Source organism: Pseudomonas sp. V98_8 (assembly GCF_029967975.1).
GTDB classification, from domain to species: domain Bacteria; phylum Pseudomonadota; class Gammaproteobacteria; order Pseudomonadales; family Pseudomonadaceae; genus Aquipseudomonas; species Aquipseudomonas umsongensis.
The window spans coordinates 149,155-175,094 of sequence record NZ_JASCAE010000003.1; the positions used below are offsets into that span (position 1 = coordinate 149,155).

The window sequence follows — 25,940 nt, forward strand, 5'->3', positions numbered from 1 at the left end:
GAGATGTGACATGAACAGGACCATCAAAATCGCCAGTGTTGCCCTGGTCGTCGGGGTTGCGCTGATCTGGCTCGGGGTGTGGCGCACGTCGCCACCGACCCTGCTAAGCGACATCGCGCTGCCCGACACCTGGACCGGCCAAACGCTTGAACGTGACGGCGTGTCGGTGGCCCTCGAAGTGCGGCCGCTGGCTGCAGACGGCGTGTTGCGCGAGGGTGAATTTGCCGATGTGCGTTTCAACGTCACCGACAAGGCGTCGGGCCAACCGCTGGCGGGCGTTGCCCCCGGTGCCTGGATCGACCCCGAAACCGTCGCCGCTGACCAGGCCCAGGGCCGCGAGCAGAGTTGCAAGGCGCGGGTCGGGGTGTTCCTTAAATCAAGTATCGGAGCACGGCCGCTGCTCGACCTCAACAGCTACTTCCTGATGGTGATGAACCGTGATGCCAGCGTCTCGGTAGTCGACCCCTCGGTCTCGGTGGGCGGCATCACCAGCACCATGACCCGCATTGATATCAAGCAACCACCGATGGATTGGGTCACCCCCAGGGACAACAAGCGGGTGTTCGTGTCGATGCCCACGGCGGGCGAAGTCGCGGTGATCGACAGTGAGCAATTCAAGCTGCTCGACTCGGTGGCCGCAGGCAGCCAGCCCGTGCGCGTGGCCTTGCAACCGGACGAGCGCTTGCTGTGGGTCGGCAACAACGCGCCGTCGGCCGAGCTTTCCGGGGTCACGGTGATCGACACCGCCAGCCTCAAGACCCTCAAGCACCTGGCAACTGGCAGCGGCCACCACGAAATCGCCTTCAGCAAGGACAGCCGCTTCGCCTTTGTCACCAACCGCGACGACGGCACCCTGAGCATCATCGATGTCGCCACCTTGACCATCGCCAAGCAGCTCAAGACCGGCTCGCACCCGCTGTCGGTGGTGTACTCGCCACTGTCCGGCGCGGCCTATGTAGCCGATGGCAAGGACGGCACGGTGACCGTGGTCGACGCCGCGAATCAGTCGGTGCGGCGGGTGATCAAGATCAAGCAGGGCCTCGGCCCGATGGGTTTCAGCGCCGACGGCCGTTTCGGCATCGTGCTCAATACCCTGGAGAATCAGGCCGCGGTGATCGACGCCGCCACCGATTCGCTGATCCATGAGCTGGACGTGGCCGCCGAACCTTATCAAGTGGTGTTCACCAAGGCCTATGCCTACGTGCGCGGACTGGCCTCGCCCAAGGTCACGATGATCAACCTGGCGTCCCTCGGTGAAGGCCGCAAGCCGATCAGCCAGGGCTTTGAAGCCGGGCCGCAACCGCCGCGCCTGGCCGGTGACTTGCCGCTGGCCTCGAGCCTGGCGGTGTCGCGGGACGACAACGCGGTATTTGTGGTCAACCCGGTGGACAACACCACCTACTTCTACGCCGAAGGCATGAACGCGCCGATGTCCGGCTACCCCAATCGCGGACAAGTAGCCCGTGCGGCACTGGTCATCGACCGCAGCCTGCGCGAAGTCGAACCGGGGCTATACAGCGCGCGGATCAAGCTGCCGGCGGCGGGGCGCTTCGACGTGGCGTTCCTGCTCAACCAGCCCAACATCATCCATTGTTTCAGCGCCGTGGTTGAGCCGAACGCAAGCCTGGGCCCCGTCGCCGGCATCCCGAAAGTCGAGTTCATGCTCGACAAGACCACGGCCGCCCTGGGCAACCCGTTTGTCGTGCGCTTTCGCATCGTCCAGGGCAAACAGAAGGTCCAGCGCAGCGGGGTCAAGGACGTGCAGGTGCGCTACTTCCTGGCGCCCAGTTCACGGCCCCACTACGTCGCGGCACTGGACGTCGGCAATGGAATCTATGAAGCCCCGGTCACCCTTGACCAGCAAGGCGCCTGGTACCTGCACGTGCGTGCGGCGTCCCTGGGCGCGAATTTCGACGACCAGACGTTTGCCAGCGTTCGGGTGACCCCCGGCATTGCTCATTGAAGAGGACATCGACATGAACCGATTCGCATATCACGGACTGCTGACGCTCTGCCTGTTGACTGCCGGGATCGGCCAGGCCCTGGCCCATTCGGCCGATGAACATGCCGGCCACACCATGGCGGCCAAAAGCGCCAGTTCCGAGACCGCCCAGGTCAAGTTCGCCGACGTCGCGCTGGTGGACCAGAACGGCAAGACCGTGCGCCTGGAAAAAGACCTGGTGGCCGACAAGATCGTGGTCATGAGCTTTATCTACACCAGTTGCACCACGGTCTGCCCGGTGGTGTCGTCGATCATGGGCAAGGTGCAGAAACAGCTGGGGGCACGGGTCGGCACCGAGGTGCAACTGGTGTCGATCAGCATCGATCCGCAGCGCGATGATGCCAAGCGCCTGAACGACTACGCACGCACCTTCCAGAACGGTCCGGGCTGGAGCTGGCTGACCGGCTCCACTCAGTCGGTCAACGAAACACTCAAGGGCCTGGGCAGTTTCAGTGGCGACTTCAAGAATCACGCACCGCTGATCCTCGTGGGGGACGGCAACAGTCGTCACTGGACCCGCTACTACGGCTTCACCGACCCGGCCGTATTGACCCGGCAAGTGGAGAAGCTCAGCGGTGAACGCAACGCCCACGCCAAACACACCGCCATCGCCATGGAGCATCAGCCATGAGACTTCTCGACTGGATCGCCCTGAGCCTCTGCGCCTGCCTCGCCAGCTCCTTGGCCTTGGCCCATGAAGGGCACGAGCAAACCGCAACCGACTCCGCCACGGTGGCGGCTGCCGCGCAGCCGGCTGGTGGCACTCGCGATGCCAAGACCTGGTTCACCGACACGCCGTTGCAGGACCAGAACGGCAATACCCTGCGTTTCTACAGCGACGCGCTGCACAACCGCGTGGTGCTGCTCAATGTGATTTTCACCAGTTGCACCGATGCCTGCCCATTGATCACCCAGAAGCTCAAGCAAGTGCGCGAAGTGCTGGGCGACAAGGCGGACGGCATCACCTTTATCTCCCTTACCAGTGATCCGCTGCGGGACACCCCGGCGGTACTCAAGGCTTACACCTTGAAGCAGGGCGTCGATGAGCCCCACTGGCTTTTTCTTACCGGCGACAAAGCGCAAATGGACCTGGTCCTTGGGCGAATTGGCCAGGTCATACCGTCCCCCGAGCAGCACTCCACCCAGTTGATCGTCGGTGACGTGGCCAACAAGCGCTGGAGCAAGATCCGTCCCGATGCCCCGGCCGCGGCCATTGCCCAGCGCTTGCAGTTGCTGGCAATGCCCGTGGCTGGTCGTTGAGTCCGGGCCATGAAAAATGCCTTGATCCTCAGCCTGCTTCTTCTCGGTGGCATCAGCCTGGGCGCCCAGGCGTTAACGCTGACGCCCAGCGAAAGCGCCGGAAAACGGCTGTACCGCGAGGGGGTTTCGGCCAGCGGTGAACCGATCATGGCCAGGATCGGGGCGGCGGGCATGCTACTGCCGGCCACCAGCCTGCCGTGCGCCAACTGCCACGGCAGCGATGGCCTGGGGCGCCCGGAAGGCGGGGTGCGCCCGCCAGACCTGAGCTGGTCGCGGCTGACCAGTACCTATGGTCAACAGCAGATCAACGGGCGTGCCTACCCGGCCTACACCGAGGGTACTTTGGCCCGTGCGATCCAGGAGGGACGTGACCCGGGCAACAACCGGCTGGATGCAGCGATGCCGCGGTTCGTGCTGTCGATGAACGATCAACGCAACCTGACGGCCTACCTCAAGCGCCTGGCCGATGAGCGCGATCCGGGCCTGAGCCCCGACAGCCTGCACCTGGGCACCTTGCTGCCGAGTACCGGCATGCTGGGCGAGGAGGGGGCCACTGTGGCGGCGGTACTCAGGGGCAGCGTGGCACGGATCAACGAAGCGGGGGGGATTCATGGCCGGCAGGTGCGCCTGACCATCCTTGACCCCGGTCCCGACCGTGCCAGTGCCGAGCAGGCGCTCGACCAGTTGATCGAACAGGAACAGGTTTTCGCGTTGGTCGCACCGCTGGTGCCGGCGCTGGATGCCGAGCTGGCGCCGCGCCTGGAACAGGCCGGCGTGCCGCTGATCGGGCCGCTGTCATTGCAAGGCACGGCCCAGGCCAGTCGACAGATTTTCGAACCGTTGCCGGGGCTGCGCGAACAGATGATCGCGCTGGCCAATTATGCCGCCACCAGTCTGCGCGTGCTGCAAGGCCCGACGTTGATTGCCTACCCGAACGAACCGGGCCAGCGCCTGGCGGCCGAGAAACTTGCCCAGTACCTGCAGGACAACGACTGGCAGAAAGTGCGCCTGCAACCTTACGAGTCGGCGCAGGACGAGTTGCCCCTGGGCTCGCGCTCGGTGTTCTACATGGGCAGCAGTGGCGGTTTCAGTCGCCTGGCCGAGCGGCTGCAGACCGCGGGCCAGGTGCCGTACCTGTTCGCCGCCTCGAATCAGGTGGCAGGGGATCTGCTGCAAGTGCCCAGCGGTTTTTCCCGACGGGTGTTCCTGGCGTATCCGTTCGTGCCCAGCGACTGGACGATGACCGGGCGCACCGCCCTGACGCAACTGCGCGAGCGCCAGAGACTCGGCGGCGAACACGCGGTGCTGCAGGTCGGTGCCTACAGTTCGATGCTGTTGCTCAGCGAGGGCATGAAACAGGCGGGACGCGATGCCAGCCGGGAAAAACTGATCAATGCCCTGGAAGGCCTGCATGACTTCGATACCGGCCTGACCCCGCTGATCAGTTTCGGGCCGGGTCGACGCCTGGGCCTGAACGGCGCCCATGTGGTCACCGTGGACCTGCCAGACCAGCGCTTCTACCTGGTCGCCCCCTACAAACCCATTGCCGCCATGCCCTGATCCGGAGGCCGAACATGAAACTCATGACTGTGCTGGTGCTATTGACCCTATGGGTGCCCGCCGCGTTTTCCAGTAATGGCCCGGCGGTAGCAAGGGTCAATGGCGAGGAAATTTCCCAGCTGCGCCTGGAGCGCTATTTCGCCGAATACCTGGAGGATCAGGGCCGGGCAGTCGCCAGCATCCGCAGTCCCAGCGCCTACAAACAACTGCGCAAGGCCGCGCTGGACGCTTTGATCGACAAGGAGCTGCTGTGGCAGGAAGCGGTCAAGCGCGGGGTGGTGGTCAGCGATACCGCGGTGCACGACCAGGTGGAACAGACCCGTCAGGCCATGGGTGGCGCACAGGTGTTCGCCCGGCGCCTGGAAGACGCTGGGTTCGATGAGGCCGCCTACATCGAATACACCCGCCGTGACCTGGCGGCGCAGCAGATGTTTGCCGAACTCACCAAGGCGGATGCGCCGGACGAAAAACAGGTGAGGGCGTTTTATCAGGAACACCGCGCCGAGATGAATCGGCCCGAGGAAATCCAGGTCAGGCATATCCTGATCAAAGTCCCTCAGGGTGCGGATGCTTCCACAGTCGAAGCCGCGAGACTACGCTTGCAGGCAATGCGCACCTCGATTGATCAGGGCGCCGATTTTGCCAGTGTGGCCCGTAGCGGTTCCGAAGACGCTTCGGCCAGCGCCGGCGGCGATCTGGGTTACTTTACCCGTGGGCGCATGCTGCCGGAGTTCGAAGCGGCGGCTTTTGCCCTCAAGCCCGGGGCCGTCAGCGAGCCGGTGCGCACGGCGGTTGGCTGGCATTTGATCTTGCTGCAGAACCGATTGGAGGCTGCCGATGTCTCAGAAGAGCAGGGACTTGAAATGGTTCGGGCTTACCTTGCCCGACAGAAACAGGTCCAGGCTCGTCTGCAGGCGCTGGCTCAGCTGCGCGCAAGCAATCGGATCGAACGCATTGACGATGAATGAGCTTTCCCCAACTGTGGGGGAAAGCGTCGATGCGCATCCGATCGCTTTCCCCCGCTTTTGGGGGGTGGGGAATGTGGACGTTAAGGCATTGCTTTTAAATTCAAGGACATGAATACATAAAATTACCGGCACTCAGCCTGGCATGAAGTGTGCGTTAGACCTATCAAGGCGCGCACTCCGCCAGGTTCGGGACTCGGACCTGCGGTTTCAAGGAGTCCACCTTGTTAAACAAAGTACTGGTTGTTGATGACGAACAGCTGCTGGCGGAAAACCTCCAGGGTTACCTGCAGGCGCAAGCGCTGGAAGTCCGGATTGCTCACGACGGTGCGCAAGGAATCGTGGAAGCTGACGATTTCGCACCCGATGTGATGGTGTTCGATTACCGCTTGCCCGATATGGAAGGCTTTGAGGTGCTCGATGCCGTCCGCCAGAACAGGAAGTGTCATTTTGTGCTGATCACGGGGCACCCCACCGCAGAGGTTTGCGAAAGGGCCCGGCAACTGGGAGTCAGCCATATCCTGTTCAAACCGTTTCCGTTGGCGGAACTGGCACGTGCAGTACTTGACCTTCTGGGGCGCCAGCGCGAACCCAAAGCGGGAGTGAGCAGTAGCGAAGGCTTTGTCGAACGACGCCAGAGCAGGACCGAGAGTTTCCCGCTGCAGTTGTACGACGGTAGTTGGGTGCTTGCAGATCGCCGACGAAGTAACACGGCCTCCACAGCGCCAGACGACGAACAATTGCTCACCGGGGAGTAATGGCGCGACAAGAGGTTCCGGCATCCGCCGCAATTGCTCGCCGCGCCGACAGGGCTCTAAGCCCCGGGTGTTGGAGAGCAAGCCATGGACCGTCTATCCCTTGTCGTCGATGTGCCAGCGCGCGATTGCGTACCGACTCGATTCACCAGTGAGCAATTGGCCCAGGCCCGTTCCCGGGCCGGCAGTTCCGGCGAGCGCATGCTCGAAGCCCTCGGGGCGCTCTGCGAACTGGCTCCCATGCCCTTTATCCAGTGCCTGGGCGCGACCCTGCACTACCCGGTGCTCGACACCGACAGCCTGTTTCAAGCCACCCCGGTGTTCGACCGGGTCACCCTGGCCCAATGCCTCAAGCGCGAATTCATCCTGCTGCGTCACGACGATGCGGTCATCGGCGTGTTTGCCGATCCCTTCGACAGCGCTCGACTGGCCTGGATCGACGACTGCCTGCACGGCGCGCCACTGTACCTGGTGCACGCCGACGACCTGAAAGCCTACCTGGCGCGCCACGAAGAGAGCTTCCACGCGGTGGAATCGCTCAACGCCCAGGCTGATGGCAACACCGAAATCGACACCCTGCAGAGCCTGTCCCTGACCAGCATCAGCGAAGACTCGAGCGTGGTGGTCAAGCTGGTCAACTCGACCCTTTACGACGCGCTGAAAATGCACGCCAGCGATATTCATCTGGGCACCACCGGCAGCGGCCTGGTGATCAAGTACCGCATCGATGGCGTGCTCAACAACATCAGCAAGATCCAGGGCAACGAATTCGCCGAGCAGGTGATTTCCCGGGTCAAGGTCATGGCCGAACTGGACATCGGCGAAAAACGCGTGCCCCAGGACGGTCGCTTCAAGATCGGCATCAGCGGCCGGCAGATCGACTTCCGGGTGTCGATCATGCCGAGCATTTTCGGTGAGGACGCGGTGCTGCGGGTGCTTGACAAGCAGGACCTGGCCGACAAGGTCTGCGGCGTGCAGTTGCAGGCCCTGGGTTTTGAAGAGGAAACCCTGCGCCAACTGCGCCGCCTGGCCGCCGAACCCTACGGCATGGTGCTGGTCACCGGCCCCACCGGTAGCGGCAAGACCACCACGCTGTACGCGATGATCACCGAGATCAACCACGGCGTGGACAAAATCATCACCATCGAAGACCCGGTGGAGTACCAGTTGCCCGGCGTGCTGCAGATCCCGGTCAACGAAAAGAAAGGCCTGACCTTCGCCCGCGGCTTGCGCTCGATCCTGCGCCACGACCCGGACAAGATCATGGTCGGCGAGATCCGCGACCCCGACACTGCCCAGATCGCCGTGCAATCGGCACTGACCGGGCACCTGGTGTTCACCACCATCCACGCCAACAACGTGTTCGACGTGATCGGCCGCTTCACCCAGATGGAAATCGACCCCTACAGCCTGGTCTCCGCACTCAATGCGGTGCTGGCCCAGCGCCTGATCCGCCTGGTGTGCAGCGCTTGCAGCACGCCCTACGCGCCGACCGAAGAGGAGCTGCAAAGCTCGGGCCTCGACCCGCAACAGGTCGCGCACTACCACTTCGTCCATGGCAAGGGTTGCGGTCATTGCCGTGGCACCGGCTACCGCGGACGCAGTGCGATCGCCGAGCTGCTGCACCTGGACGATGAGCTGCGGCAAATGATCGTCGAGCGCCAACCCATTTCGAAAATCAAGGCCCACGCCTGCAAACGCGGTTTGCGCCTGCTGCGCGAATCGGCGCTTGAACTGGTGCAACAAGGCCGGACCACTCTCGAGGAGATCAATCGTGTCACTTTTATCTCGTGAGCGTTATGTCGCCGTGCTCGGCGCCAGTGGTGTCGGCCTCGGTCAGCGCCAGGGTGGCGACACCCTGTGGCTGGGCAGCGTCGGCTTCATCGATGAAGGGTTCATGGCCTGGACGGTCGCCCTGGAAACCCTCGACCGCCTGCTGGGTGAACATGCCCGTGCCGGTGCCGAGTTGACCGTGGTGGTCTCCGGCCACTTCAGCCGGTTTTGCCTGGTGCCCTGGAGCGAGCAGATCAGCAGCCCCGATGAACTGCGCGGGTTTGCCCAGCTGTGCTTCGAAGACCTCTACGGGGCGCCCAACCAACCCTGGAGCCTGGTGCTGTCGGCCGAACCCGCCGGCTACGACCGGATCGCCAGCGCGCTGCCGCAAGACCTGATCGAGCGCCTGCGTGCCCTGGTCAGTGGCCGTGGCTTGCGCCTGCGTTCGGTGCAACCGTACCTGATGGCGGCGTTCAACCACTTCGACAAAAGCTTCGACGCCGGCGACTTCCTGTTCGTGGTCGCAGAACCGGTGCGCAGCGTGATGCTGCTGGCGCGCGAAGGTCGCTGGACGGCGGTGCGCTCGGTGGGCAGCAGCGATAGCGATGCCGCACTGAGCGCGCTGGTCGGTCGCGAATGCCAATTGCAGGCGTCCACCAGTGAGCGGCCACTGAACGTCTACCTGCATGCGCCTGCACGCATCGATTCGCACCCCGAGGTGCCAGGCGTACACCTGCGCACTTTCGAAGAAGGCCGGACCAGCGTACGCGACAGCCTGTACGTCATGTCCCGGACGGTGGCCTGACATGCGCCCCCTGATGCTCGACTTTCAGCCGCGCCGCCGCTCCAGTCCCCTGGGCTGGAGCCTGCTGGCCGGTGGCGTGGTGCTGGCGCTGACCTGCATCGTCATCCAACAACAGGTAAGTGGGGAGGTCGAACAACAGCAAGGTCATCTGCAAACCACGCAACGCGTCCTCACCGGCGACACCGGCGCCAAGGTCAATCTGACCCCGGCCGAAACCCGCGAACAGGCGCAGAACCTGGCCGAGATGCGCAAGGTCTCGCAGCAGTTGCGCCGCCCTTGGGAGCGCCTGTTCGCCACCCTGGAAGCCATGCCCCGGGACAACATTGCCTTGCTGACCCTGACCCCGGATGCCCGCAAGGGCCAGGTGCGGATCAGCGCCGAGGCACGCGACCTGGACGCCATGCTCGACTTCCACCGCCGCCTCGAAGCCTGCGACGAGCTCTCCGACGTGTCGTTGCTCAGCCACGAAATCGTCGCCAACGTGCCGGAACACCCGGTGCAATTCAACTTGTCGGCTACCTGGGAGATTGGCGATGCAAATCCCTAGATTGATCGTCCACGAATACCTGCAAAGCCTCGGCGTGCCGGGCCTGGCGGGGCTGGCCCTGCTGGTGCTGGCGCTGGCCTACGGCCTGTTCGGCTTGTTGCCGGACTGGCAGGCGCTGCAGCACCTGAGCCAGCAGACCCAGGACGCCCGCGAATACCTGGCCAAGGTCGAGGAGGGCTCGATCGCAGCTCCGGTCGTGCCGCAACGCCAGCTCGATGATTTCCGCAGCAAATTGCCGACCCAGCCCCAGGCCACCGTCGCCATCGACAAGATCTATGCGCTGGCCGCCCAGGAACGCATCACCCTGTCCAGGGGCGAATACTCGCTGGGCATCGATCCCAAGACCCACCTGGCGCGCTATCAGATCCTGTTGCCGGTGCGGGGCAGCTACCCGCAACTGCGGCGCTTCATGCACGCCTTGCTCGGCCAGTTGCCGGCGGTGGTGGTGGAGGACCTGGAGCTTTCGCGCAAGAAGATCGCCGACACCGACCTGAACGGGCGGATCCGCATGACCCTTTACCTGTCGAGGTCATGATGAACAACAAACGTGCAGTGGGTTGGGTGGCGTTCCTCGGCGTGGCCGCGGCGCTGACCTGGTTGCCCGAATACTTTAAACAGGCTGACGACAGTGACGTTGAAGTGGCCGCGGTGGCCACGCCCGTCAAAGGCAAGCAACGCGGCGCCTTGCCAGCAGCGCAGGCCTCTGCTGCGCCCGTGGCGATCAAGGACCTGAGCCCGGCGGGCGACCTGTTCGCCGCGCGCAGCTGGAAGGCCGCGCCGACGCTGGCCAGCGTCACCGAACAACCGGTCAATGTCGCACCGGTGGTGCAGGTCCCCACTGCACCGCCCATGCCGTTCCAGTTCATCGGCCGGATGGACGATCGCACCGACCTGCAAGTGTTTTTGCAAAACGGCGAAAAGATCTACGTCGTGCGTAAAGGGGATGTGATTGACGAAACATGGAAGATCGAGGGCATTTCCGATCTGGAACTGAGCCTGGTCTATTTGCCTCTGCATTTGTCCCAGACCTTGTCTGTGGGGAGCGCGCAATGAACAAGTCCCGTTTGCTGATGAGCCTCTGCCTCTGTGCAGGGCTGGCCGCCTGCAGCTCGGCGCAGGTGGCCAAGGAAGAAGCCTCTGAGCTGATCGAACAGGGCCAGTACGAAGCCGGCCTGGCCCGGATCGAGGAGGGCCTGCGGGAAAACCCTCGCGACACCGAGCTGCACATTGCCCTCAACAGCGCTCGTGCCCGTGCGGTCACGGCGCTGCTGACCCAGGCCGACATGGATCGCACCCAGCGTGATTTCGCGTCCGCTCGCATGGGGTACAGCCGGGTGTTGACCATCGAACCGAACAACCGCCGCGCCCAGGACGCCATGCGTCAGCTCGAACACATGCGCAACCTCGATGAAAAACTCGAACTGGCCCGTGGCGACCTGCGCCGTGGCGACATCTACGGCGCGGAGCGTCAGGTCAGGCAGATTCTCGAACTGGACCCCAACAACGAAGGCGCCCTGGAACTGCAAGGCAATATCCGCCTGGTGCAGAGCCGCAACGTGGTGGCCTATCCGCAACTGCGCACCAAGCTGGACAAGCCGGTAACCCTGGAGTTTCGCGACGCCAATCTCAAGACCATCTTCGAAGTGCTGTCCCAGGTCGCCGGCCTGAACTTCATCTTCGACAAGGACCTGCGCCCGGACATGAAAGCCACCATCTTCGTGCGCGACGTGCGCATCGAAGACGCCGTGGAACTGCTGCTGCAACAGAACCAGCTGCACCAGAAAGTGGTGAACGAAAACACCCTGCTGATCTACCCGGACTCGCCGCAGAAGCTCAAGGATTACCAGGAGCTGGTGATGCGCACCTTCTACCTGACCAGTATCGATGCCAATACCGCGCTGAACATGGTCAAGACCATGCTCAAGACCCGCGACGTGTTCGTCGACGAACGCCTCAACACCCTGACCATGCGCGACACCGGTGACGCCGTGCGCATGGCCGAGAAGCTCCTGCAATCGCAGGATCAGTCCAACCCCGAAGTGGTGCTGGAAGTGGAAGTGATGGAGGTCGCCACCCAGCGGATTCTCGACCTGGGCCTGCAATGGCCGAACACCTTCGGCGTGGTCAACAGCGACGGTTCGGCGGTGACCCTGCTCGATCAGCTCAAGGGCATCAATTCCAGCCGGATCACCATCCAGCCCTCGCCACAGGCCAAGATCAATGCCCAGGACAAGGACATCAATACCCTCGCCAGCCCGGTGATCCGCGTCAGCAACCGCGAACAGGCGCGCATTCACATCGGCCAGCGTGTGCCGATCATCAGCGCCACGTCGGTGCCGTCGACCCAGGGACCGGTGATCACCGAAAGCGTGACTTACCTGGACGTCGGTCTGAAACTGGAAGTGCAGCCCACTGTGCACTTGAACAACGAAGTGGCGATCAAGGTGGCCCTGGAAGTCAGCAACGCCACGCCACTGGAACCGACCCGCCAGGGCACGATTCCGGTCCAGGTCGATACCCGCAACGCGCAGACCACACTGCGCCTGCATGACGGCGAAACGCAGATTCTCGCCGGCCTGATGCGCAACGACCATGGCAGCACCGGCAACAAGATTCCCGGTCTTGGCGATATTCCTGGCCTGGGGCGCCTGTTTGGCAGCAACAAGGACGACGTGAGCAAATCCGAGCTGGTGTTGTCGATCACCCCGCGGATCGTGCGCAACCTGCCGTACCAGAGTCCGTCGGACATGGAATTCACCACGGGCACCGAAACCAGCATGCACATCCAGGCGCCGGATCGCTCGAAGGTCGAGGTTGAAGAGGTCAAGGCCAACGGCATGAGCGCACCGATCGCTACCACCGTTACTGTTGGGAAGCCTTGATCATGAACGCCTCGCAACGCGGTTTTACCTTGATCGAAGTCGTGGTGACGCTGTCGTTGATCGGCCTGCTGGCCGGCATGGCCGCGCCGCTGACCGAGACCGTGGTGCGCCGGGGCAAAGAGCAGGAACTGCGTACCGCGCTGTACCAGATCCGCGATGCCATCGACGCCTACAAGCGTGCTTTTGACGCCGGGTACATCGAGAAGTCGCTTAACAGCAGCGGCTACCCGCCGAACCTGCAGGTGCTGGTCGAAGGGGTGCGTGATGTGCGCAGCGCCAAGGGTGCCAAGTTCTATTTTCTGCGCCGCGTACCCCATGACCCGCTGGCACCGGTCAAGCGCGACGACGAAGGTGGCTGGGGCTTGCGCTCCTACGACAGTACGGCTCAAAACCCGCGGGAGGGCGAGGACGTCTTTGACGTTTACTCCAAGGCCCGCGGCAAGGGTCTCAACGGCATCGCCTACCGGGAGTGGTGAGTATATGCGTCGGGAAAAGGGTTTTACCCTGCTGGAACTGATGGTGGTCATGGCAATCATCGCCACCCTGATGACCATCGCCTTGCCGCGCTATTTCAACAGCCTGGAGGCCTCCAAGGAGACCACCCTGCGCCAGAGCCTGTCGGCGATGCGCGAAGCACTGGATCACTACTACGGTGACACCGGGCGCTATCCCGACTCCATCGAGCAACTGGTTGAACAGCGCTACCTGCGCAACCCGCCGATGGACCCGATTGTCGAACGCAAGGACGCCTGGGTCTTGGTTGCACCGCCTGACGGCGTGGCTGGCGGTGTCGCCGATATCAAGAGTGGAGCCACAGGGAGGGCGCGTGATGGCAGCCTTTATTCCGAGTGGTAAGCCTGCGGCACAAGGCGGCTTCACCTACCTGGGTGTGCTGTTTTTGATCATGGTGATGGGCATGGGCCTGGCCAGTGCCGGCGAGTTGTGGTCCACCGCTTCGCGGCGCGACCGCGAACGCCAATTGCTTTGGGTCGGCACCCAGTACGCCCAGGCACTGCGCAGCTATTACCGCAGTTCGCCAGGCCTGGCCCAGTACCCCAAGGAACTCGCCGACCTGTTGCAGGACGAGCGTTTTCCCAACGCCAAACACCATATTCGCCAGCTGTACCCGGACCCGATCGGCGGCGGTGAATGGTTCCTGATGCGCGGCTTCGACGGACGCATCACCGGCATCAGCAGCGCGTCCACCGACAAGCCGCTCAAGCAGGCGGACTTCCCCAGCCAGTGGTCGGACTTCGCCGGCATGGCCAGCTACAAGGACTGGCAGTTCGTGGCCGAAAAAGCCTTCCTCGATGGCACCTCGGGCCCTGCCAAAGGCCAGTCCGCAGTGCCGGAGGGGTTGCAGCCATGAAGCGCTTCTGCCTGGCAATGATCCTGCTGTTGAGCACCTGTGTGACCTGGGCCGCTGAAGAGGACGAGATGCTCGGTTTCATCGTCGACGACACGATCTCGCACATCGGCCACGAATTTTACTACTCGTTCAGTGAACGCCTGCGCGCCACCAGCCCGATGGATTTCAACCTGGTGGTACGCGAACGACCTTCGGCTCGCTGGGGCAGCCTGGTGACCGTGGAATTTCAACAACGCCTGGTTTACCGGCGCTTCCTGCCGCCGAACACCGTGGAGCTCAAGGACGAGGCCTATGCCGCCGCCGACTGGGTACGCGGGCAGATTGTCCAGCGCAAGCTGGAAACCTTGTTGCAGGACACCACGGACCTTGAGAGGGACGAACTATGAAAGCGAAAACGTTTTTGCAGCGCGCCGGTGGATGCATGCTCGGCCTGGGTGCTTGCGCCATGGTCCAGGGCACGGAACTGGTGTACACGCCCGTCAACCCTTCGTTTGGCGGCAACCCGTTGAACGGCACCTGGCTGCTCAACAACGCCCAGGCGCAGAACGACTACGACGATCCCGACTTGAAGGATCGTACCTCGGCGGCCGGAACCTCGGCCCTGGAGCGCTTCAGCGCCCAGTTGCAATCGCGCTTGCTGGGGCAACTGCTGGACAACATCTCTACCGGCAACACGGGGAGCCTGTCCACGGACGCTTTCATCGTCGACGTGGTCGATGACTCCGGTGCGCTGACGATCAACGTGACCGACCGGGCCACGGGCGAAGTTTCGGAAATCCAGGTGAATGGCCTGGCCCCTTGAGGGGAATCGGGACAATGGGGAGTTAAGGACATGAAAAAAATAATAGCGCTAGGGCTGATGTTGGCGGCATTACAAGGGTGCAGTTTGCGCGAGCCGATGCCGGCCGAGCAAGACTCCAAAACCCCGACCCTGACCCCAAGGGCCTCGACCTACTATGACTTGATCAACATGCCACGACCCAAGGGCCGGTTGATGGCGGTGGTCTACGGCTTCCGCGACCAGACCGGGCAATACAAGCCGACCCCGGCCAGCTCGTTTTCCACCAGCGTCACCCAGGGCGCGGCGAGCATGCTGATGGACGCCTTGCAGGCCAGCGGCTGGTTCGTGGTGCTCGAGCGTGAAGGGCTGCAGAACCTGTTGACCGAACGCAAGATCATCCGCGCCTCGCAAAAGAAGCCTAATACCCCGGTGAACATCCAGGGTGAGCTGCCACCGCTGCAAGCGGCGAACATGATGCTCGAAGGCGGGATCATCGCCTACGACACCAACGTTCGCAGCGGCGGCGAAGGCGCGCGCTACCTGGGCATCGACATTTCCCGGGAGTATCGCGTCGACCAGGTCACGGTGAACCTGCGGGCGGTGGACGTGCGCAGCGGGCAGGTGCTGTCCAACGTCATGACCAGCAAGACCATCTACTCCGTGGCCCGCAGCGCCGGGGTGTTCAAGTTCATCGAGTTCAAGAAATTGCTCGAAGCCGAGGTGGGCTACACCACCAACGAACCGGCGCAGTTGTGCGTGTTGTCGGCGATCGAGGCGGCGGTGGGGCATATGCTGGCGCAGGGGATCGAGCGACATTTGTGGCAGGTGGCGGGGGACAATTCCCAGCCTGCGCAGAATGAGACCCTGGATCGCTACCTGACGCAGAACAGGGTGGTGCCGGAGGGTGAGGGGGAGGATGAGTGAACCGATCCACTGTAACGGCTGTACCCGATCCCCTGTAGGAGCGAGCATGCTCGCGATGAACCACAGAGCACCGCGGGCTGCCAGGTGCCCCGCGTCATCGTTGGCGACCATCGCGAGCATGCTCGCTCCTACAAGGACAAGCCGATGCAACAGCAATGGCGGCCTTGTAGCCGACCAGTCATTAACGGCATGTTGCTGGGCATCCAACACGGGACCATGCTGGCTGACCTGGCGGTAAATCGCGCGCTGGATAACATCGTTCCGCAGGGCTGACCGCGTTATCGTTCTTCGCGAACAGGCTCACTCCCGTATAGGTTCACTGGGGCTTTGCAACTATCAGTTCTGCCAGGTCACAACCTTGGCGTCATCACAGATACTCAAGCGTCCGGATCTTAATAGCTCGGAGCACCCAATGACCTTCCCTCAGCAAAATCTGCTTGGCCTCTATCGCTACGACTCTCTTGATCGCCTGATCAGATACACCCAATCCCAAGCGTCCCCGCTTCAACGCTTTTACTGCAAAAGTCGCCTGGTCACCGAAATTCAAGGGGCACTGCAGCACTCTATTGTCCAGCACGACGACCTGCTGTTGGCACAACATCAGCGTCAGGATGAGGCGTTCGACACTACGTTGCTGGCCACCGATGTTCAGCGCTCGGTACTCCATTCGCTCAAGGCCAATCACCCACGACAACCCGCCGTCTATTCACCCTATGGTCACCGCAAGCCGGTCAATGGACCGCTCAGCTTGCTGGGCTTCAACGGCGAACGACCAGACCAGATGACGGGACATTACTTATTGGGTAATGGTTATCGAGCGTTTAACCCGGTTTTAATGCGATTTAATAGTCCCGACAATTTGAGTCCATTTGGGAAGGGTGGGCTGAATTCGTATGCATATTGTTTGGGAGAGCCTGTGAATTTTTCCGACCCCACGGGGCACGTTCGATTGGGTCTTGTAGAAAGCGTTAAAAATTTCTTCGGGTTCGTAACGACACCTGTAGTGAGAAATATTCCCGAAAAAAATTCGCTTGAGGGCATTGCTTTTGATACATTTCAAGAAATATCACAATATTTAAGTCGGTCTGACATGGATAATCTTGCTCAGACTTCACGGCAGCTACAGGAACATTCAACAGCGGCCGGAATGAGCAACTTGAAAATTTACCTGGCGTCACATGAAGCAAGCGGAAAACCGCTTCACAGCGCGCTGAGTTCGTCTCGAAATGAAATGAGGCAGGTCACTTTAGAATCTGGCCGAATATCGACAGATTCGGTGGCACCTTTACGGGGTGTCGGTAGTGCTGCATTTAAAAAACTTCATCCAGAGATCGGAGGATCGGCAACCCTAAAGCAGCTTAGTAGCCGGGCCAGGCAGAGCGCTGCCGACAAGGTCAACAAGGCAGGTCTTCCAGATGGCTTGGCAAAAGTGCAGAAACTCAATTCTCTTCATGCACATCACCTTTCAATGCTACTGAGATCTCGATAATTTCCAGAAGGAGGATGGATTTATATTCGGATAAATTTTTTGCCCGGTTTTTTCGGTCTGACTTTTTCAGCGAAAATAAATCTGTCTGCGTTTCAGTCCCCGTTCTCAAAGTACAGCTATCAATTCTGCTAGGTCACAACCCTGGCGTCATCATGGATACTCAAGCTTGGACCATGAAAGCTCGGAGCTCCCATGCTTTTGCCTCAGCAAATTCCGCTCTGCCACTATCGATACGATTCTCTGGATCTTCTGATCAGCCATACCGAACCACAAGTGACCCCGCGGCAACGCTTTTACTGCAAAAGTCGCTTGGCCACCGAGATTCAAGGGACATTGCACCACTCCTTTATTCAGCACGACGACCTGGTGTTGGCCCAACAACAGCGCCAGGACGATGTGCTCGACACCACGTTGCTCGCCACCGATCTACAACGCTCGATACTCCACACGCTCAAGGCTAATCAGCAACGAGATTACATCACCTACTTACCCTACGGTCACCGCCACGCTGTGAACAGACGCCTCAGCTTGCTGGGTTTCAATGGCGAACGACCAGAGTCGGTGACTGGACATTATTTATTAGGCAATGGCTATAGGGCATTTAATCCCGTGTTAATGCGATTCAATAGGCCTGATAGCTGGAGTCCATTTGGGAAGGGTGGGCTGAATTCTTATGCGTATTGTTTTGGAGATCCTGTGAATTTTGTGGATCCGACCGGGCATGTTTTAGACGGGGTTCTAAAAGGAATTAGAAAATTAGTCAGGTGGGTGGCGAAACCTGTGCCAAGAAATGATCCAGCGTTAAATTCGCTTGAAGGTATCAATTCTGACGTGTTTAACGAGATTGCGAAGTTTCTTGGTCAGAAGGATATGGATAATTTGGCTTTGGTTTCAAAGCGCCTCAATGAGTACTCTGTAGAAGCTTCAAAAAGCAATTTACAAGTATTCATCAGGGCTGAGCAGAAAGCTAACAGAAAGATTTACCCCAGTTTGAATGACTATAATTGCTTGCCTGTTTCAGGTGGATTTCGATTTCGCCCGCCCGTCAAGGGGGTTGGTAGTGCTGCATTCAAAATGTTGGACCCGTCAATCATGGGAAATGAGTCTCTAAGTAGGCATGTTAAGAGGGTTAGAGAAAGTGTAATAGATGATCTTGATCTGCGCACGACTCGGATTGAAGGGGGTTACCTCTATGATGTTAATTTTCATCATTCCGAGCGAATTCTGTCCTCGTTGAGACGTTATTGATACCCCACGATGGCCTGAACGGTCATGGAGTTGTCCCATAACAAACCGCGACCCTCCCTCAAGGGCCGCGGTTCCTCACCCCCGTGCGCTTACTTTTGCAACACAGTCGCACTGTTAGCCGTACCAAACTGCTGCACGTTGGCCGTCTGGGTCATGCCACTCTGATCAACACTGGCAATGTTGCCAGTCCCGCCCTGGGTTACATAGGCCACGTTCATGGTGTCCGCCTGCTTGATGGTGATCATGTTGTCTTCGCCATACAGCTGCGTGGTGAACGCCTGGTTGCCGCTGCCTTCCTGATTGACGTCGGTGGTGTTGTGGGTGCCGGTGCTGCTGCCCTGGGCCAGGTTGTTGGTGCCGCGCTGGTCGGCGATGAGGATGTTGTCGGTACCGTTCTGGTCGAAGTACAGCTCGTTGTAGGAATCGGCCTGGGTGACCGTGGTTTTGTTGCCGTAGCCGGTCTGGTTGGTGGTCATGATGTGGCCGGCGTTTTTCTGGGTGAAGTTGGCGACGTTGCCGTTGCCGTTCTGGTTGACGGTGGCGCGTTGGTTGGTGCCGAACTGACCGCCCATTTGCGTGGCCGGGCCTTTCCAGTTGCTGGCGTAGACCTTGTTGTCGTTACCCGTGGACGTTGCGTTGAGCACATGGTCGGTGCCGGTCTGGTAGGTGAAGTGGATGTTGCCGATACCCTGTTGATTGAGGGTCACGGTCGAGCCCATGGACTCGAACTGGTCGGCATAGATCGCGTTGAGATCACCGACCTGAATCACCTGGGCAACGTTGTGGTCGCCGAAGCTCTGGTCGACGATGGCTTCGTTGGTCTGGCCGTTCTGGTCGATGGTGGTTTTACTGGCGACCTGGGTGTCCTGCCAGACTTCGCTGCCGTTGCCGTCGCCATACTGGTTGATGGTCAGGTTACCGCCTTCGCCGTTGCGCTGGTCACCGTAGGCATAGTTGGTGCCTCCGGACTGGTTGATGTCGATCTGGCCGTTCATGTGGTTGATCTGTTCGGCGGTGGCGTAGTTGGCGGTGCCGTACTGGATGATCACCGCATTGTTGGCCGTGCCCACCTGGATCTGTTCGATGTTGGCCTCGTTGCTGTCGCCGTACTGGTAGGTTTTGCCGGTGCTGTTTTCCTGGCTGTCCTGGTAGATGAACGAGAAGTTACCGGTGCCTTCCTGTTGTTGCAGGATCTGCCCACCGCCGGCCCCGATCGACTGGCTGGCATGGCTGATGTTGGTATCACCGCTCTGGTTCTGGATGATGCTGCTGTTGTTTTCGAACAGTTGCTCGGCGTAGCCGGCGTTGTAGTTGCCGCTCTGGTTCTGCTCGATGGTGCTGGTGGCGTTGTCCTGTACGGAGGCTGCGTCGTTGCCGGCGCCGTACTGGTTCTGGGTGGCGGTGCTTAGCGGTGCCGCCGTCTGTTTCACGTTTGCGATGTTGGTGTCACCGAACTGGTTCTGGTTCGACACGCTGTCGTCGGCCAATGCTTGAGCACTGACGATGACCAGGATGGCGGCGGTGAGGGGCGTCAATTTGAACATGATGAAACCTCCAAGTGGTGCAGTGCTTTAGCGATATTGAGTGACCGATACGCTCATTCCATTTCCTGCTTGGGTCACAGCGCTTTGCTGCCCCGTGCCGGCCTGGACAATGCTGGCGTCGTTGTTATTGCCGTTCTGGGATATCTGCGCGCGGTTGTGGCTGCCGGTTTGGGTGATGGACGCGGCATTGCCGGAACCTTGCTGGTTGATCAAGGCCATCAGGTCGCTGCCTTGTTGCAGGATGTAGGCTTCCTGATTGCTGCCCGACTGCACGATCTGGCCGAGCAGCGACTGGCCGTTCTGTTGCAACAGCGCGACGTTGGCCTGGCCGTTCTGGTCGATCAGGGCTTGCTGGCCCACCGGGGGTGGCAGCTCGCCGAGGTCGACGCCGGGTGCAATGTCGTCGTTTTCCATCAAGTCGTCGGCGCGCGCGCCCGCGCTGCTGCAGAGCAGAAGCAGGCAGAGCAGGGCGGCGGTCGACGTTTTCATGGCATGCTCCTTTGGCTGGAGGCCTGCCCCATCAACTCAGCGAGTCGATGGGGCGCGGACTCAGTTCGAGATCACCTGCACCGTGCGCACGGTGCCTTGGGACGAGGTGATGGTGGCGGTCGGGTTGGCCGACGGAATCACCGTGGTCGAGTTGCTGACGGTCAGCCTCCAGCGTCCGGTCAACGGCACGGTCGTGCTACCCAGGGTTACCAGGCCGGTTGGCGTGGTCACCTGGACGGTGATGGTGTTGCCGGTGGTCACCGAGGAGGTCCCCGCGAAGTCCCAGTTGAAGCGGTTGTTGGAACGGGCCGTCACCGTGGCTGTCGTGACCGCGAAGGTTTCCGCAGCAGGCCGTGGCGAGACTTGCACCGTGACCGTGGCCGGCGTCGCCGATACAGCACCGAAGCTGTCCCGGGCGAAGTAGTTGAAGGTCGTGGTGAAGGCCGTGGGCACCGAGGCCGGTGGGTTGTAGGTCAGGACCGTACCGTTACTGGTGACGCTGCCGCGACCGGTCGGAGGTTGAGTGAAGCTGGCGACTGCGAGCGGAACGTTGCCTTCCGGATCGGTGTCGTTGGCCAGCACGTTGATCGGTATCGACACACCCAGGGTCGCGGCAGCGTCAGCGACAGCCGTTGGCGGCTGGTTAGGCGCCACGGTGATGGTCACGGTCGCCGCAGCGGTCGAGGCCAGGCCTTTAGCGTCTTGCGCCTTGTAGGTGAAGGTCGTGGTCAGCGGTACGTTCACCACGGCCGGTGGGGTGTAGACCACGGCGGTGGTGCCGTTCAGCGCCACGGTGCCTTGACCGGTGGGTGGTTGGGTGAGCGCGGTGATGGTCAGCGGTGTGTTGCCGTCCGGATCGGTGTCGTTGGCCAGCGGGCTGAGGGTGATCGGCACGCCGAAGCTGGTACTGCCGGTGTCAGCGTTGGAGATGGGTGCCTGATTCTCTCCGGTGTCTGGTGCCGTTCCCACGACCACCACGGGTTCGGTGTCACTGCCGCCAGCGGCGGATTTGATCGTGACAGTGGCCGGCGGCTGCATCAGGTCAGAGACGGTCAAGTGTTGCAGGGTGCCGGATTTGGTTAACCGTCCGTAGCCTTGGGCGACCATGTCCGGTACCACCACTTCGTCAGACGAGGTGGCTTCGATCAACAGGCTGTGATTGCTCCAGCTGTAGCGCGCGGTCTGGACTTTCACCACATCAGTGAGCTTGCTTGATACGGCAGTAGGGCGGGTGGTGCCGGCCGGGTCGGTGGCGGTAAGCACCACCACCGGTGGCACGGGGCCGTTGAACAGACGGTGGCCAAAGAACAGGCCGGTCCCGTCACCCGTCAGGTTGGTCAGGCAAGGCGTCGGAGGTGGGCCGGGTACCAGTGCGACGGTTTCCCGGAAGCACAACGTAGAGCTGTTGGCCGCTTTACCGAAGATTTCGACCCGAGTGCTGTTGCCGGTACCCGAGGAGGTGCGGCGATAGGTGGCGCGGTCGAGCTCCACCGCTGTTTGCGCACGGTTGTCGAGGACTTTGCCGGCCACGGTAAAGAGATTGGTCTCGATGGTCCCGGCCGGGCCCTGGATGCGCACGAAGTTGGTGTTGTTGGGGCTGCCGGTGACCGGCTCGGTGAGGTTCGGGTCGCCAACGAAGGTTTCAATGGCCCCGGTGTCCGGGTTCACTTCGGTGTAGGGACCGTTGACGCTACGCAGGAATGGCCCGACGGCACCACTCAATGCGCCGCTGAAGACCCCCGGCGCACCGACGCCGATGTCCCGGGTGATGTTGATGGCGCGACGACCGGGCGTGGTGACGTTGACCGTTTCAACACCGTATGGATGGGTGATGGTGTAGGTGCCGGCGACAGGTACGTTGATCCGCATGCGGATCCGCGCAAAACTGATTTGATCGCCGTCCAGTGGATTGCCGCCGGCGAATGCCGCTTCTATGCCTGCGACGTAGGCGTCCATCCCGTAGCCTGCGGCGTTGTTAGGGATGGTGGTCTCGGCGAGGAACCAGAACGCTTCGTCTGGCCAGTTATCCGGGAACACCATGGGCAGGGCGTCGTCGAACACGCCCGGCGTCGGCAGCAGGGTGCACATGTAAGCCGGTGGCACGCTGACCGGTACCCGGGAACTTGCGGCGCGGGACTGGCACAGTTCCATCGACAGCTGATTATTGTCCTGGTACCACATGGGGAATTTCCCCGTGGCAAAGGTGTAGGGGCCGGGGTCGACGGCAGCGAGTTGCGCGAACGCACTGCCGGACAGCGAAAGAGTCAGCCCGAGCGCGTTGAGCGCGAAGCGTGGCCACTTGTTCATGATGCCTCCTGATGCGGATCTGGGCATGAGAGCGTTCATTGCACGATGACCACTTCTTCGGTGTCGGTGCCGCCATTGGATGACGTCACGCGGACCTTGGCCGGTGGAATCGGCGAGATGCCGGTCGCCAGGGATTTCACGGCGCCATCGCCACTGAGGGTGCCGATGGCGACCCCGGTGCCGGAGGTGACGGTGAGTACCGGTGGCGATGTTTCATCGCTGGTCGACGCCACCACCGTGATTTGCCCGCTATTGAGGCTGTACTCGGCGCGGGAGATCGTGACCAGGTCGGTCAGTGGCATGGACAAGGTGGTCGGTGTGCTGCTGGGGATGGCCAGGTGGTTGTCGGCGGTCACCTGCAAGTTGCTTGGCAACGTCGGGTTGGTGGCGGATTGTGCGTACCAGTGACCGGTCGTGTCGGCTTCGGTCAGGTTCAACACGGGAGTGTTGCTGTCCAGGGTCACGGTGGCCGGCGGTGGTGGGGCCATGACGAACACGTCCTGTTGGGCCACCGGTGCACTTTCACCGGCTTTACGCGAGTAAGTGCTGCGCTCGGTGATCAGCGGGGTCGGCCGCACGACCGTCGACAACTTGCCGGAAATGGCCATCACCGTCGTGCGCAAGTCCAGTCCGTTAGGCCCTTCGATGCGAATGTAGTTGGTGTTGAACGGGCTACCGGTGAAGGCTTCCGACAGGTTCGGATCACCCACGAATTGCTCGGCTTGACCGGTGACCGGATTGGTCTCGGTGTAGGGACCGTTGACGCTGCGCAGGAATGGCCCGATGTCGCCTTTGAGCGCGCCGTCATAAGTTTTCGCGGCGCCAATACCGATGTCCCGGGTCATGTTGATCGCACGGCGACCGGGGGTGTCGACGTTGAACACATCCACGCCGTAGGGGTGAGTGATGACGTAGGTGCCAGCGGTCGGCACGTCGACACGAATACGGATGCGCGCGAAGCTGATCTGGTCGCCTTCGACGGGATCGCCACCGCTGAAGGCGGCTTCGACGGCACTCACGTACGTCAGGTCGACGCCGCGTGCAGCATCGACGATTGAGCCGTCGCCGGTGAACCAGAACGCCTCATCGGGGAAGTTGGTTGGGAAAACGACCGGTTGGTTATCGTCGAAAATCCCCGGAGCCGGCAGCAAGTTGCACATGTAGGTGGGAGCCCCTGGCGCGCTGGGGACCCGCGAACTGACAGCCTTGGACAGGCACAAATCGAGCGTACGACCATGGCTGTCCTGATACCAGGAGGCGAAGGAGCCATTGGCTGGCAAATAGGGACCGGGATCTACAGCAAACAACGCGGCCTGGGCAGCGCCTTGGGCCAGAGCACTCACGATCAGGGCGATCGCGGTTTTGGACAGTAAAGGGTGCATGAGTATTCCCTCTATCAGAGTACCTGCCCCTTGGGATATGGGTCAGTTGTGAGCTGTTCGGCAACTCCCATGCCAACCCATGAAAATGTCGGCCAGGGCCCCGGTACACAGGCGTTTGCGCTGCGCTCGTCGATCGAACGGTGAATGATCGTGCGGGCCTCTTTCCCCAGCATTGGGGGTAGATCGGGGTAGCGGGGGGAGTGGGGAATTGGGGAAGGAATGGCCCCAAGGTCGGGCAAACTGCTAGCGGTGCGCTATAAACCTATAGGGGTTTCGCGGGAACACTATCCATGACCACGCTTGCAAAGACACTGGCGTCCGACCAGGGTGAAGTTCGCTTGAGCTCGCGCAAACAGCCGTTCAATCTGCTGCGCTGGTTTTCGCTCATCAGCATGGCGGTGATCGGCACGGTGGCGGTGGCGTTGGGTTCGGTGTCGACCAAGTTCGTGATTACCGAAAGCGTGCAGCGCGATGCCCTGTTGACGTCGCAATTCATCCAGGCGATTGCCTCGGCCGAGGTGCGCCATGTGTCGATCCCCAATGTGCGGACCATGGGCGAGCTGCTCGACCCGCGCAAGGACCGCGACTTTCCAGACGTCGACCCGATGGCCCGCGCCAACGCCCGGGGCGAATTCCTCGACCACATCGAACATTTGCCGGATGTGATCCTGGCTAATATCTATGCCCCTGACCGCATGATCATCTGGTCGACCAACCCGGCCCTGATGGGCACTACGATTCACGCCGACGAAGACCTCGACCAGGCCTTTGCATTGAGGACGCCCGTGTCGGCCAGTTATCACGATGTCGACAAGGCGCGCATGGAACAGAAATTCGTCACACCGCCGGAATACATCTTCATTGAAAACTACATTCCGCTGTTCGATGCCGACGGCAAGAACGTCACGGCGATGGTCGAGATCTACAAGGAACCCAAGGACCTGATTAGCCGGATGGAGCGTGGGCTGGTGCTGATATGGATGGCCACGGCCCTGGGCGGCGGCCTGATTTACCTGGGGTTGTACTGGATCGTGCGGCGGGCGGCGATCCTGCTGGCCACGCAACAGAAGCAACTGATCGTCAACGAAACCTTCGTGGCCCTGGGCGAGATGTCGTCGGCCGTTGCCCACAGCTTGCGTAACCCCCTGGCCACCATTCGCTCAAGCGCCGAACTGGCACTGGAGTTCGACAGTGGCCCGGCGCACAAGAACATCAACGACATCATCGGCCAGGTCGATCGCATGTCGAAATGGGTACGGGAGTTGCTGCAATCGCTGCGTCCGCTCAATGACGATGTCGAGCCGGTCAACCTGGTGGCGGCGTTGCACGACAGCCTGATGGCTTTCGAGCAGCAGATTATCAAGGGCCGGGTCAATGTGCTGTTCGAACCCATAGGCACGCCCATGGTGCTGAGCCAGCAGGTGCAACTGACGCAAATCCTCAACAGTTTGCTGGCCAATGCGCTGGAGGCCATGGACGAAGGCGGTACCTTGGCCATCACCCTGACGCCCCTCGGTGCCCAGCGTGTTCGCGTGGTGGTCAGCGATACGGGCAAAGGCATGACCGAGGAGCAACGCCTGATGGCGTTCCGGCCGTTTTTCACCACCAAGCGCGGCGGGCTCGGTGTCGGGCTGGTGCTGGTCAAGCGCATCATGGAGCGCTTTGGCGGGGCGGTGGCCCTTGAAAGCCGTGAGGGCGAGGGCACCCACGTCAGCCTGACTTTTAAACGGGTTCCCTGAAATTGGGTGGGAACTTTCCCCGGTAGCGGGTGCCATTCCCCAGTCGTTTATTTCGGTCATGGCATATTGATGTTGATAAGCCATTGTTTTGCTGAGTGTTAATACCTTTGTATAAAACA

25 protein-coding genes are annotated in these 25,940 nt (G+C 61.2%); 21 read left to right on the forward strand and 4 right to left on the reverse strand.

Features of this window, described 5'->3' with window-relative positions; all coding sequences use genetic code 11:
• Nucleotides 1-10 precede the first annotated feature (10 nt).
• The 20 genes from QLG10_RS03735 (at nucleotide 11) to QLG10_RS03830 (ending at nucleotide 18,360) form a co-directional block, all read left to right on the forward strand.
• The gene (locus QLG10_RS03735) at nucleotides 11-1,963 is read left to right on the forward strand and encodes a cytochrome D1 domain-containing protein (protein WP_110753139.1); all 1,953 of its coding nucleotides are present in this window, start codon (nucleotides 11-13) and stop codon (nucleotides 1,961-1,963) included.
• A 13-nt stretch (nucleotides 1,964-1,976) separates the two neighbouring features.
• Nucleotides 1,977-2,633, forward strand: a complete 657-nt coding sequence (locus QLG10_RS03740; RefSeq protein ID WP_110753137.1) for an SCO family protein — start codon at nucleotides 1,977-1,979, stop codon at nucleotides 2,631-2,633.
• The gene (locus tag QLG10_RS03745) at nucleotides 2,630-3,262 is read left to right on the forward strand and encodes an SCO family protein (protein ID WP_110753135.1); all 633 of its coding nucleotides are present in this window, start codon (nucleotides 2,630-2,632) and stop codon (nucleotides 3,260-3,262) included. Before QLG10_RS03740 ends, QLG10_RS03745 begins: the two co-directional genes overlap by 4 nt.
• 9 nt (nucleotides 3,263-3,271) lie before the next feature.
• Entirely contained in the window at nucleotides 3,272-4,822 is a 1,551-nt protein-coding gene (locus QLG10_RS03750) for an ABC transporter substrate-binding protein (protein ID WP_110753133.1), read from the forward strand.
• Between the two features lie 14 nt (nucleotides 4,823-4,836).
• Nucleotides 4,837-5,790, forward strand: coding sequence for a peptidylprolyl isomerase (locus tag QLG10_RS03755; RefSeq protein WP_110753131.1), 954 nt, complete (start codon nucleotides 4,837-4,839; stop codon nucleotides 5,788-5,790).
• A 221-nt stretch (nucleotides 5,791-6,011) separates the two neighbouring features.
• The gene (locus QLG10_RS03760) at nucleotides 6,012-6,545 is read left to right on the forward strand and encodes a response regulator (RefSeq protein WP_083348791.1); all 534 of its coding nucleotides are present in this window, start codon (nucleotides 6,012-6,014) and stop codon (nucleotides 6,543-6,545) included.
• Between the two features lie 84 nt (nucleotides 6,546-6,629).
• The gene (locus QLG10_RS03765; protein ID WP_110753129.1) at nucleotides 6,630-8,336 is read left to right on the forward strand and encodes a GspE/PulE family protein; all 1,707 of its coding nucleotides are present in this window, start codon (nucleotides 6,630-6,632) and stop codon (nucleotides 8,334-8,336) included.
• A complete protein-coding gene (locus QLG10_RS03770) occupies nucleotides 8,317-9,120 on the forward strand; it encodes a hypothetical protein (RefSeq protein WP_110753127.1) in 804 nt (267 codons plus the stop codon). The genes QLG10_RS03765 and QLG10_RS03770 overlap by 20 nt, the downstream gene beginning before the upstream one ends.
• Nucleotide 9,121: 1 nt before the next feature.
• The gene (locus tag QLG10_RS03775; protein WP_282485560.1) at nucleotides 9,122-9,667 is read left to right on the forward strand and encodes a pilus assembly protein; all 546 of its coding nucleotides are present in this window, start codon (nucleotides 9,122-9,124) and stop codon (nucleotides 9,665-9,667) included.
• Nucleotides 9,654-10,202: a GspMb/PilO family protein gene (locus QLG10_RS03780; RefSeq protein ID WP_020796385.1), complete on the forward strand. Its 549-nt coding sequence runs from the start codon at nucleotides 9,654-9,656 to the stop codon at nucleotides 10,200-10,202. The genes QLG10_RS03775 and QLG10_RS03780 overlap by 14 nt, the downstream gene beginning before the upstream one ends.
• The gene (locus tag QLG10_RS03785; RefSeq protein WP_110753123.1) at nucleotides 10,202-10,720 is read left to right on the forward strand and encodes a hypothetical protein; all 519 of its coding nucleotides are present in this window, start codon (nucleotides 10,202-10,204) and stop codon (nucleotides 10,718-10,720) included. The genes QLG10_RS03780 and QLG10_RS03785 overlap by 1 nt, the downstream gene beginning before the upstream one ends.
• Nucleotides 10,717-12,549 carry a secretin N-terminal domain-containing protein gene (locus tag QLG10_RS03790; protein ID WP_248678389.1) on the forward strand — a complete coding sequence of 611 codons (1,833 nt, stop codon included), beginning with the start codon at nucleotides 10,717-10,719 and terminating at the stop codon, nucleotides 12,547-12,549. The genes QLG10_RS03785 and QLG10_RS03790 overlap by 4 nt, the downstream gene beginning before the upstream one ends.
• A 2-nt stretch (nucleotides 12,550-12,551) precedes the next feature.
• Nucleotides 12,552-13,025, forward strand: a complete 474-nt coding sequence (locus QLG10_RS03795; RefSeq protein ID WP_188263533.1) for a type II secretion system protein — start codon at nucleotides 12,552-12,554, stop codon at nucleotides 13,023-13,025.
• 4 nt (nucleotides 13,026-13,029) lie between these two features.
• Complete coding sequence (locus QLG10_RS03800; protein WP_020796389.1) at nucleotides 13,030-13,404, forward strand: type II secretion system protein; 375 nt, start codon at nucleotides 13,030-13,032, stop codon at nucleotides 13,402-13,404.
• The gene (locus QLG10_RS03805) at nucleotides 13,379-13,918 is read left to right on the forward strand and encodes a type II secretion system protein (protein WP_110753120.1); all 540 of its coding nucleotides are present in this window, start codon (nucleotides 13,379-13,381) and stop codon (nucleotides 13,916-13,918) included. Before QLG10_RS03800 ends, QLG10_RS03805 begins: the two co-directional genes overlap by 26 nt.
• Nucleotides 13,915-14,304 carry a curli production assembly/transport protein CsgE gene (csgE, locus tag QLG10_RS03810; protein ID WP_083348793.1) on the forward strand — a complete coding sequence of 130 codons (390 nt, stop codon included), beginning with the start codon at nucleotides 13,915-13,917 and terminating at the stop codon, nucleotides 14,302-14,304. Before QLG10_RS03805 ends, csgE begins: the two co-directional genes overlap by 4 nt.
• On the forward strand, nucleotides 14,301-14,720 hold the full coding sequence (locus tag QLG10_RS03815) for a curli assembly protein CsgF (RefSeq protein ID WP_083348794.1): 420 nt from the start codon (nucleotides 14,301-14,303) through the stop codon (nucleotides 14,718-14,720). The genes csgE and QLG10_RS03815 overlap by 4 nt, the downstream gene beginning before the upstream one ends.
• 30 nt (nucleotides 14,721-14,750) lie before the next feature.
• On the forward strand, nucleotides 14,751-15,623 hold the full coding sequence (locus QLG10_RS03820) for a CsgG/HfaB family protein (protein WP_110753118.1): 873 nt from the start codon (nucleotides 14,751-14,753) through the stop codon (nucleotides 15,621-15,623).
• A gap of 412 nt (nucleotides 15,624-16,035) precedes the next feature.
• Nucleotides 16,036-17,112: an RHS repeat-associated core domain-containing protein gene (locus QLG10_RS03825; protein WP_282485572.1), complete on the forward strand. Its 1,077-nt coding sequence runs from the start codon at nucleotides 16,036-16,038 to the stop codon at nucleotides 17,110-17,112.
• 192 nt (nucleotides 17,113-17,304) lie between these two features.
• Nucleotides 17,305-18,360, forward strand: coding sequence for an RHS repeat-associated core domain-containing protein (locus QLG10_RS03830; RefSeq protein ID WP_188263531.1), 1,056 nt, complete (start codon nucleotides 17,305-17,307; stop codon nucleotides 18,358-18,360).
• A gap of 89 nt (nucleotides 18,361-18,449) precedes the next feature.
• Here QLG10_RS03830 and QLG10_RS03835 read toward each other — a convergent pair whose 3' ends face one another.
• Genes QLG10_RS03835 through QLG10_RS03850 form a run of 4 tightly spaced genes read right to left on the reverse strand, consistent with a single transcriptional unit; the run spans nucleotide 18,450 to nucleotide 24,082 of the window.
• Nucleotides 18,450-19,904 carry a curlin gene (locus QLG10_RS03835; protein WP_282485575.1) on the reverse strand — a complete coding sequence of 485 codons (1,455 nt, stop codon included), beginning with the start codon at nucleotides 19,902-19,904 and terminating at the stop codon, nucleotides 18,450-18,452.
• Nucleotides 19,905-19,931: 27 nt separating this feature from the next.
• Nucleotides 19,932-20,393, reverse strand: a complete 462-nt coding sequence (locus QLG10_RS03840) for a curlin (protein ID WP_110753110.1) — start codon at nucleotides 20,391-20,393, stop codon at nucleotides 19,932-19,934.
• Between the two features lie 60 nt (nucleotides 20,394-20,453).
• Nucleotides 20,454-22,700, reverse strand: a complete 2,247-nt coding sequence (locus QLG10_RS03845; protein ID WP_248678395.1) for an Ig-like domain-containing protein — start codon at nucleotides 22,698-22,700, stop codon at nucleotides 20,454-20,456.
• Nucleotides 22,701-22,735: 35 nt separating this feature from the next.
• Nucleotides 22,736-24,082, reverse strand: coding sequence for a hypothetical protein (locus tag QLG10_RS03850; protein ID WP_179055304.1), 1,347 nt, complete (start codon nucleotides 24,080-24,082; stop codon nucleotides 22,736-22,738).
• Between the two features lie 290 nt (nucleotides 24,083-24,372).
• On the opposite strand from QLG10_RS03850, the gene QLG10_RS03855 reads away from it, so the two are divergent.
• Nucleotides 24,373-25,821 (forward strand): HAMP domain-containing sensor histidine kinase, encoded by a 1,449-nt coding sequence (locus QLG10_RS03855; protein WP_248678895.1) that lies wholly within the window; start codon nucleotides 24,373-24,375, stop codon nucleotides 25,819-25,821.
• The last annotated feature ends 119 nt before the right edge of the window (nucleotides 25,822-25,940 follow it).

Bases quoted from the DNA above. Each gene is read 5' to 3' on its own strand.
- QLG10_RS03835 (WP_282485575.1), bottom strand. From the start codon at position 19,904: ATGTTCAAATTGACGCCCCTCACCGCCGCCATCCTGGTCATCGTCAGT.
- QLG10_RS03845 (WP_248678395.1), bottom strand. From the start codon at position 22,700: ATGAACAAGTGGCCACGCTTCGCGCTCAACGCGCTCGGGCTGACTCTT.
- QLG10_RS03745 (WP_110753135.1), top strand. From the start codon at position 2,630: ATGAGACTTCTCGACTGGATCGCCCTGAGCCTCTGCGCCTGCCTCGCC.
- QLG10_RS03850 (WP_179055304.1), bottom strand. From the start codon at position 24,082: ATGCACCCTTTACTGTCCAAAACCGCGATCGCCCTGATCGTGAGTGCT.
- QLG10_RS03815 (WP_083348794.1), top strand. From the start codon at position 14,301: ATGAAAGCGAAAACGTTTTTGCAGCGCGCCGGTGGATGCATGCTCGGC.
- QLG10_RS03830 (WP_188263531.1), top strand. From the start codon at position 17,305: ATGCTTTTGCCTCAGCAAATTCCGCTCTGCCACTATCGATACGATTCT.
- QLG10_RS03765 (WP_110753129.1), top strand. From the start codon at position 6,630: ATGGACCGTCTATCCCTTGTCGTCGATGTGCCAGCGCGCGATTGCGTA.
- QLG10_RS03855 (WP_248678895.1), top strand. From the start codon at position 24,373: ATGACCACGCTTGCAAAGACACTGGCGTCCGACCAGGGTGAAGTTCGC.
- QLG10_RS03785 (WP_110753123.1), top strand. From the start codon at position 10,202: ATGAACAACAAACGTGCAGTGGGTTGGGTGGCGTTCCTCGGCGTGGCC.
- QLG10_RS03805 (WP_110753120.1), top strand. From the start codon at position 13,379: ATGGCAGCCTTTATTCCGAGTGGTAAGCCTGCGGCACAAGGCGGCTTC.
- QLG10_RS03780 (WP_020796385.1), top strand. From the start codon at position 9,654: ATGCAAATCCCTAGATTGATCGTCCACGAATACCTGCAAAGCCTCGGC.
- QLG10_RS03750 (WP_110753133.1), top strand. From the start codon at position 3,272: ATGAAAAATGCCTTGATCCTCAGCCTGCTTCTTCTCGGTGGCATCAGC.
- QLG10_RS03775 (WP_282485560.1), top strand. From the start codon at position 9,122: ATGCGCCCCCTGATGCTCGACTTTCAGCCGCGCCGCCGCTCCAGTCCC.
- QLG10_RS03735 (WP_110753139.1), top strand. From the start codon at position 11: ATGAACAGGACCATCAAAATCGCCAGTGTTGCCCTGGTCGTCGGGGTT.
- QLG10_RS03755 (WP_110753131.1), top strand. From the start codon at position 4,837: ATGAAACTCATGACTGTGCTGGTGCTATTGACCCTATGGGTGCCCGCC.
- QLG10_RS03825 (WP_282485572.1), top strand. From the start codon at position 16,036: ATGACCTTCCCTCAGCAAAATCTGCTTGGCCTCTATCGCTACGACTCT.
- csgE (WP_083348793.1), top strand. From the start codon at position 13,915: ATGAAGCGCTTCTGCCTGGCAATGATCCTGCTGTTGAGCACCTGTGTG.
- QLG10_RS03795 (WP_188263533.1), top strand. From the start codon at position 12,552: ATGAACGCCTCGCAACGCGGTTTTACCTTGATCGAAGTCGTGGTGACG.
- QLG10_RS03740 (WP_110753137.1), top strand. From the start codon at position 1,977: ATGAACCGATTCGCATATCACGGACTGCTGACGCTCTGCCTGTTGACT.
- QLG10_RS03820 (WP_110753118.1), top strand. From the start codon at position 14,751: ATGAAAAAAATAATAGCGCTAGGGCTGATGTTGGCGGCATTACAAGGG.
- QLG10_RS03840 (WP_110753110.1), bottom strand. From the start codon at position 20,393: ATGAAAACGTCGACCGCCGCCCTGCTCTGCCTGCTTCTGCTCTGCAGC.
- QLG10_RS03790 (WP_248678389.1), top strand. From the start codon at position 10,717: ATGAACAAGTCCCGTTTGCTGATGAGCCTCTGCCTCTGTGCAGGGCTG.
- QLG10_RS03800 (WP_020796389.1), top strand. From the start codon at position 13,030: ATGCGTCGGGAAAAGGGTTTTACCCTGCTGGAACTGATGGTGGTCATG.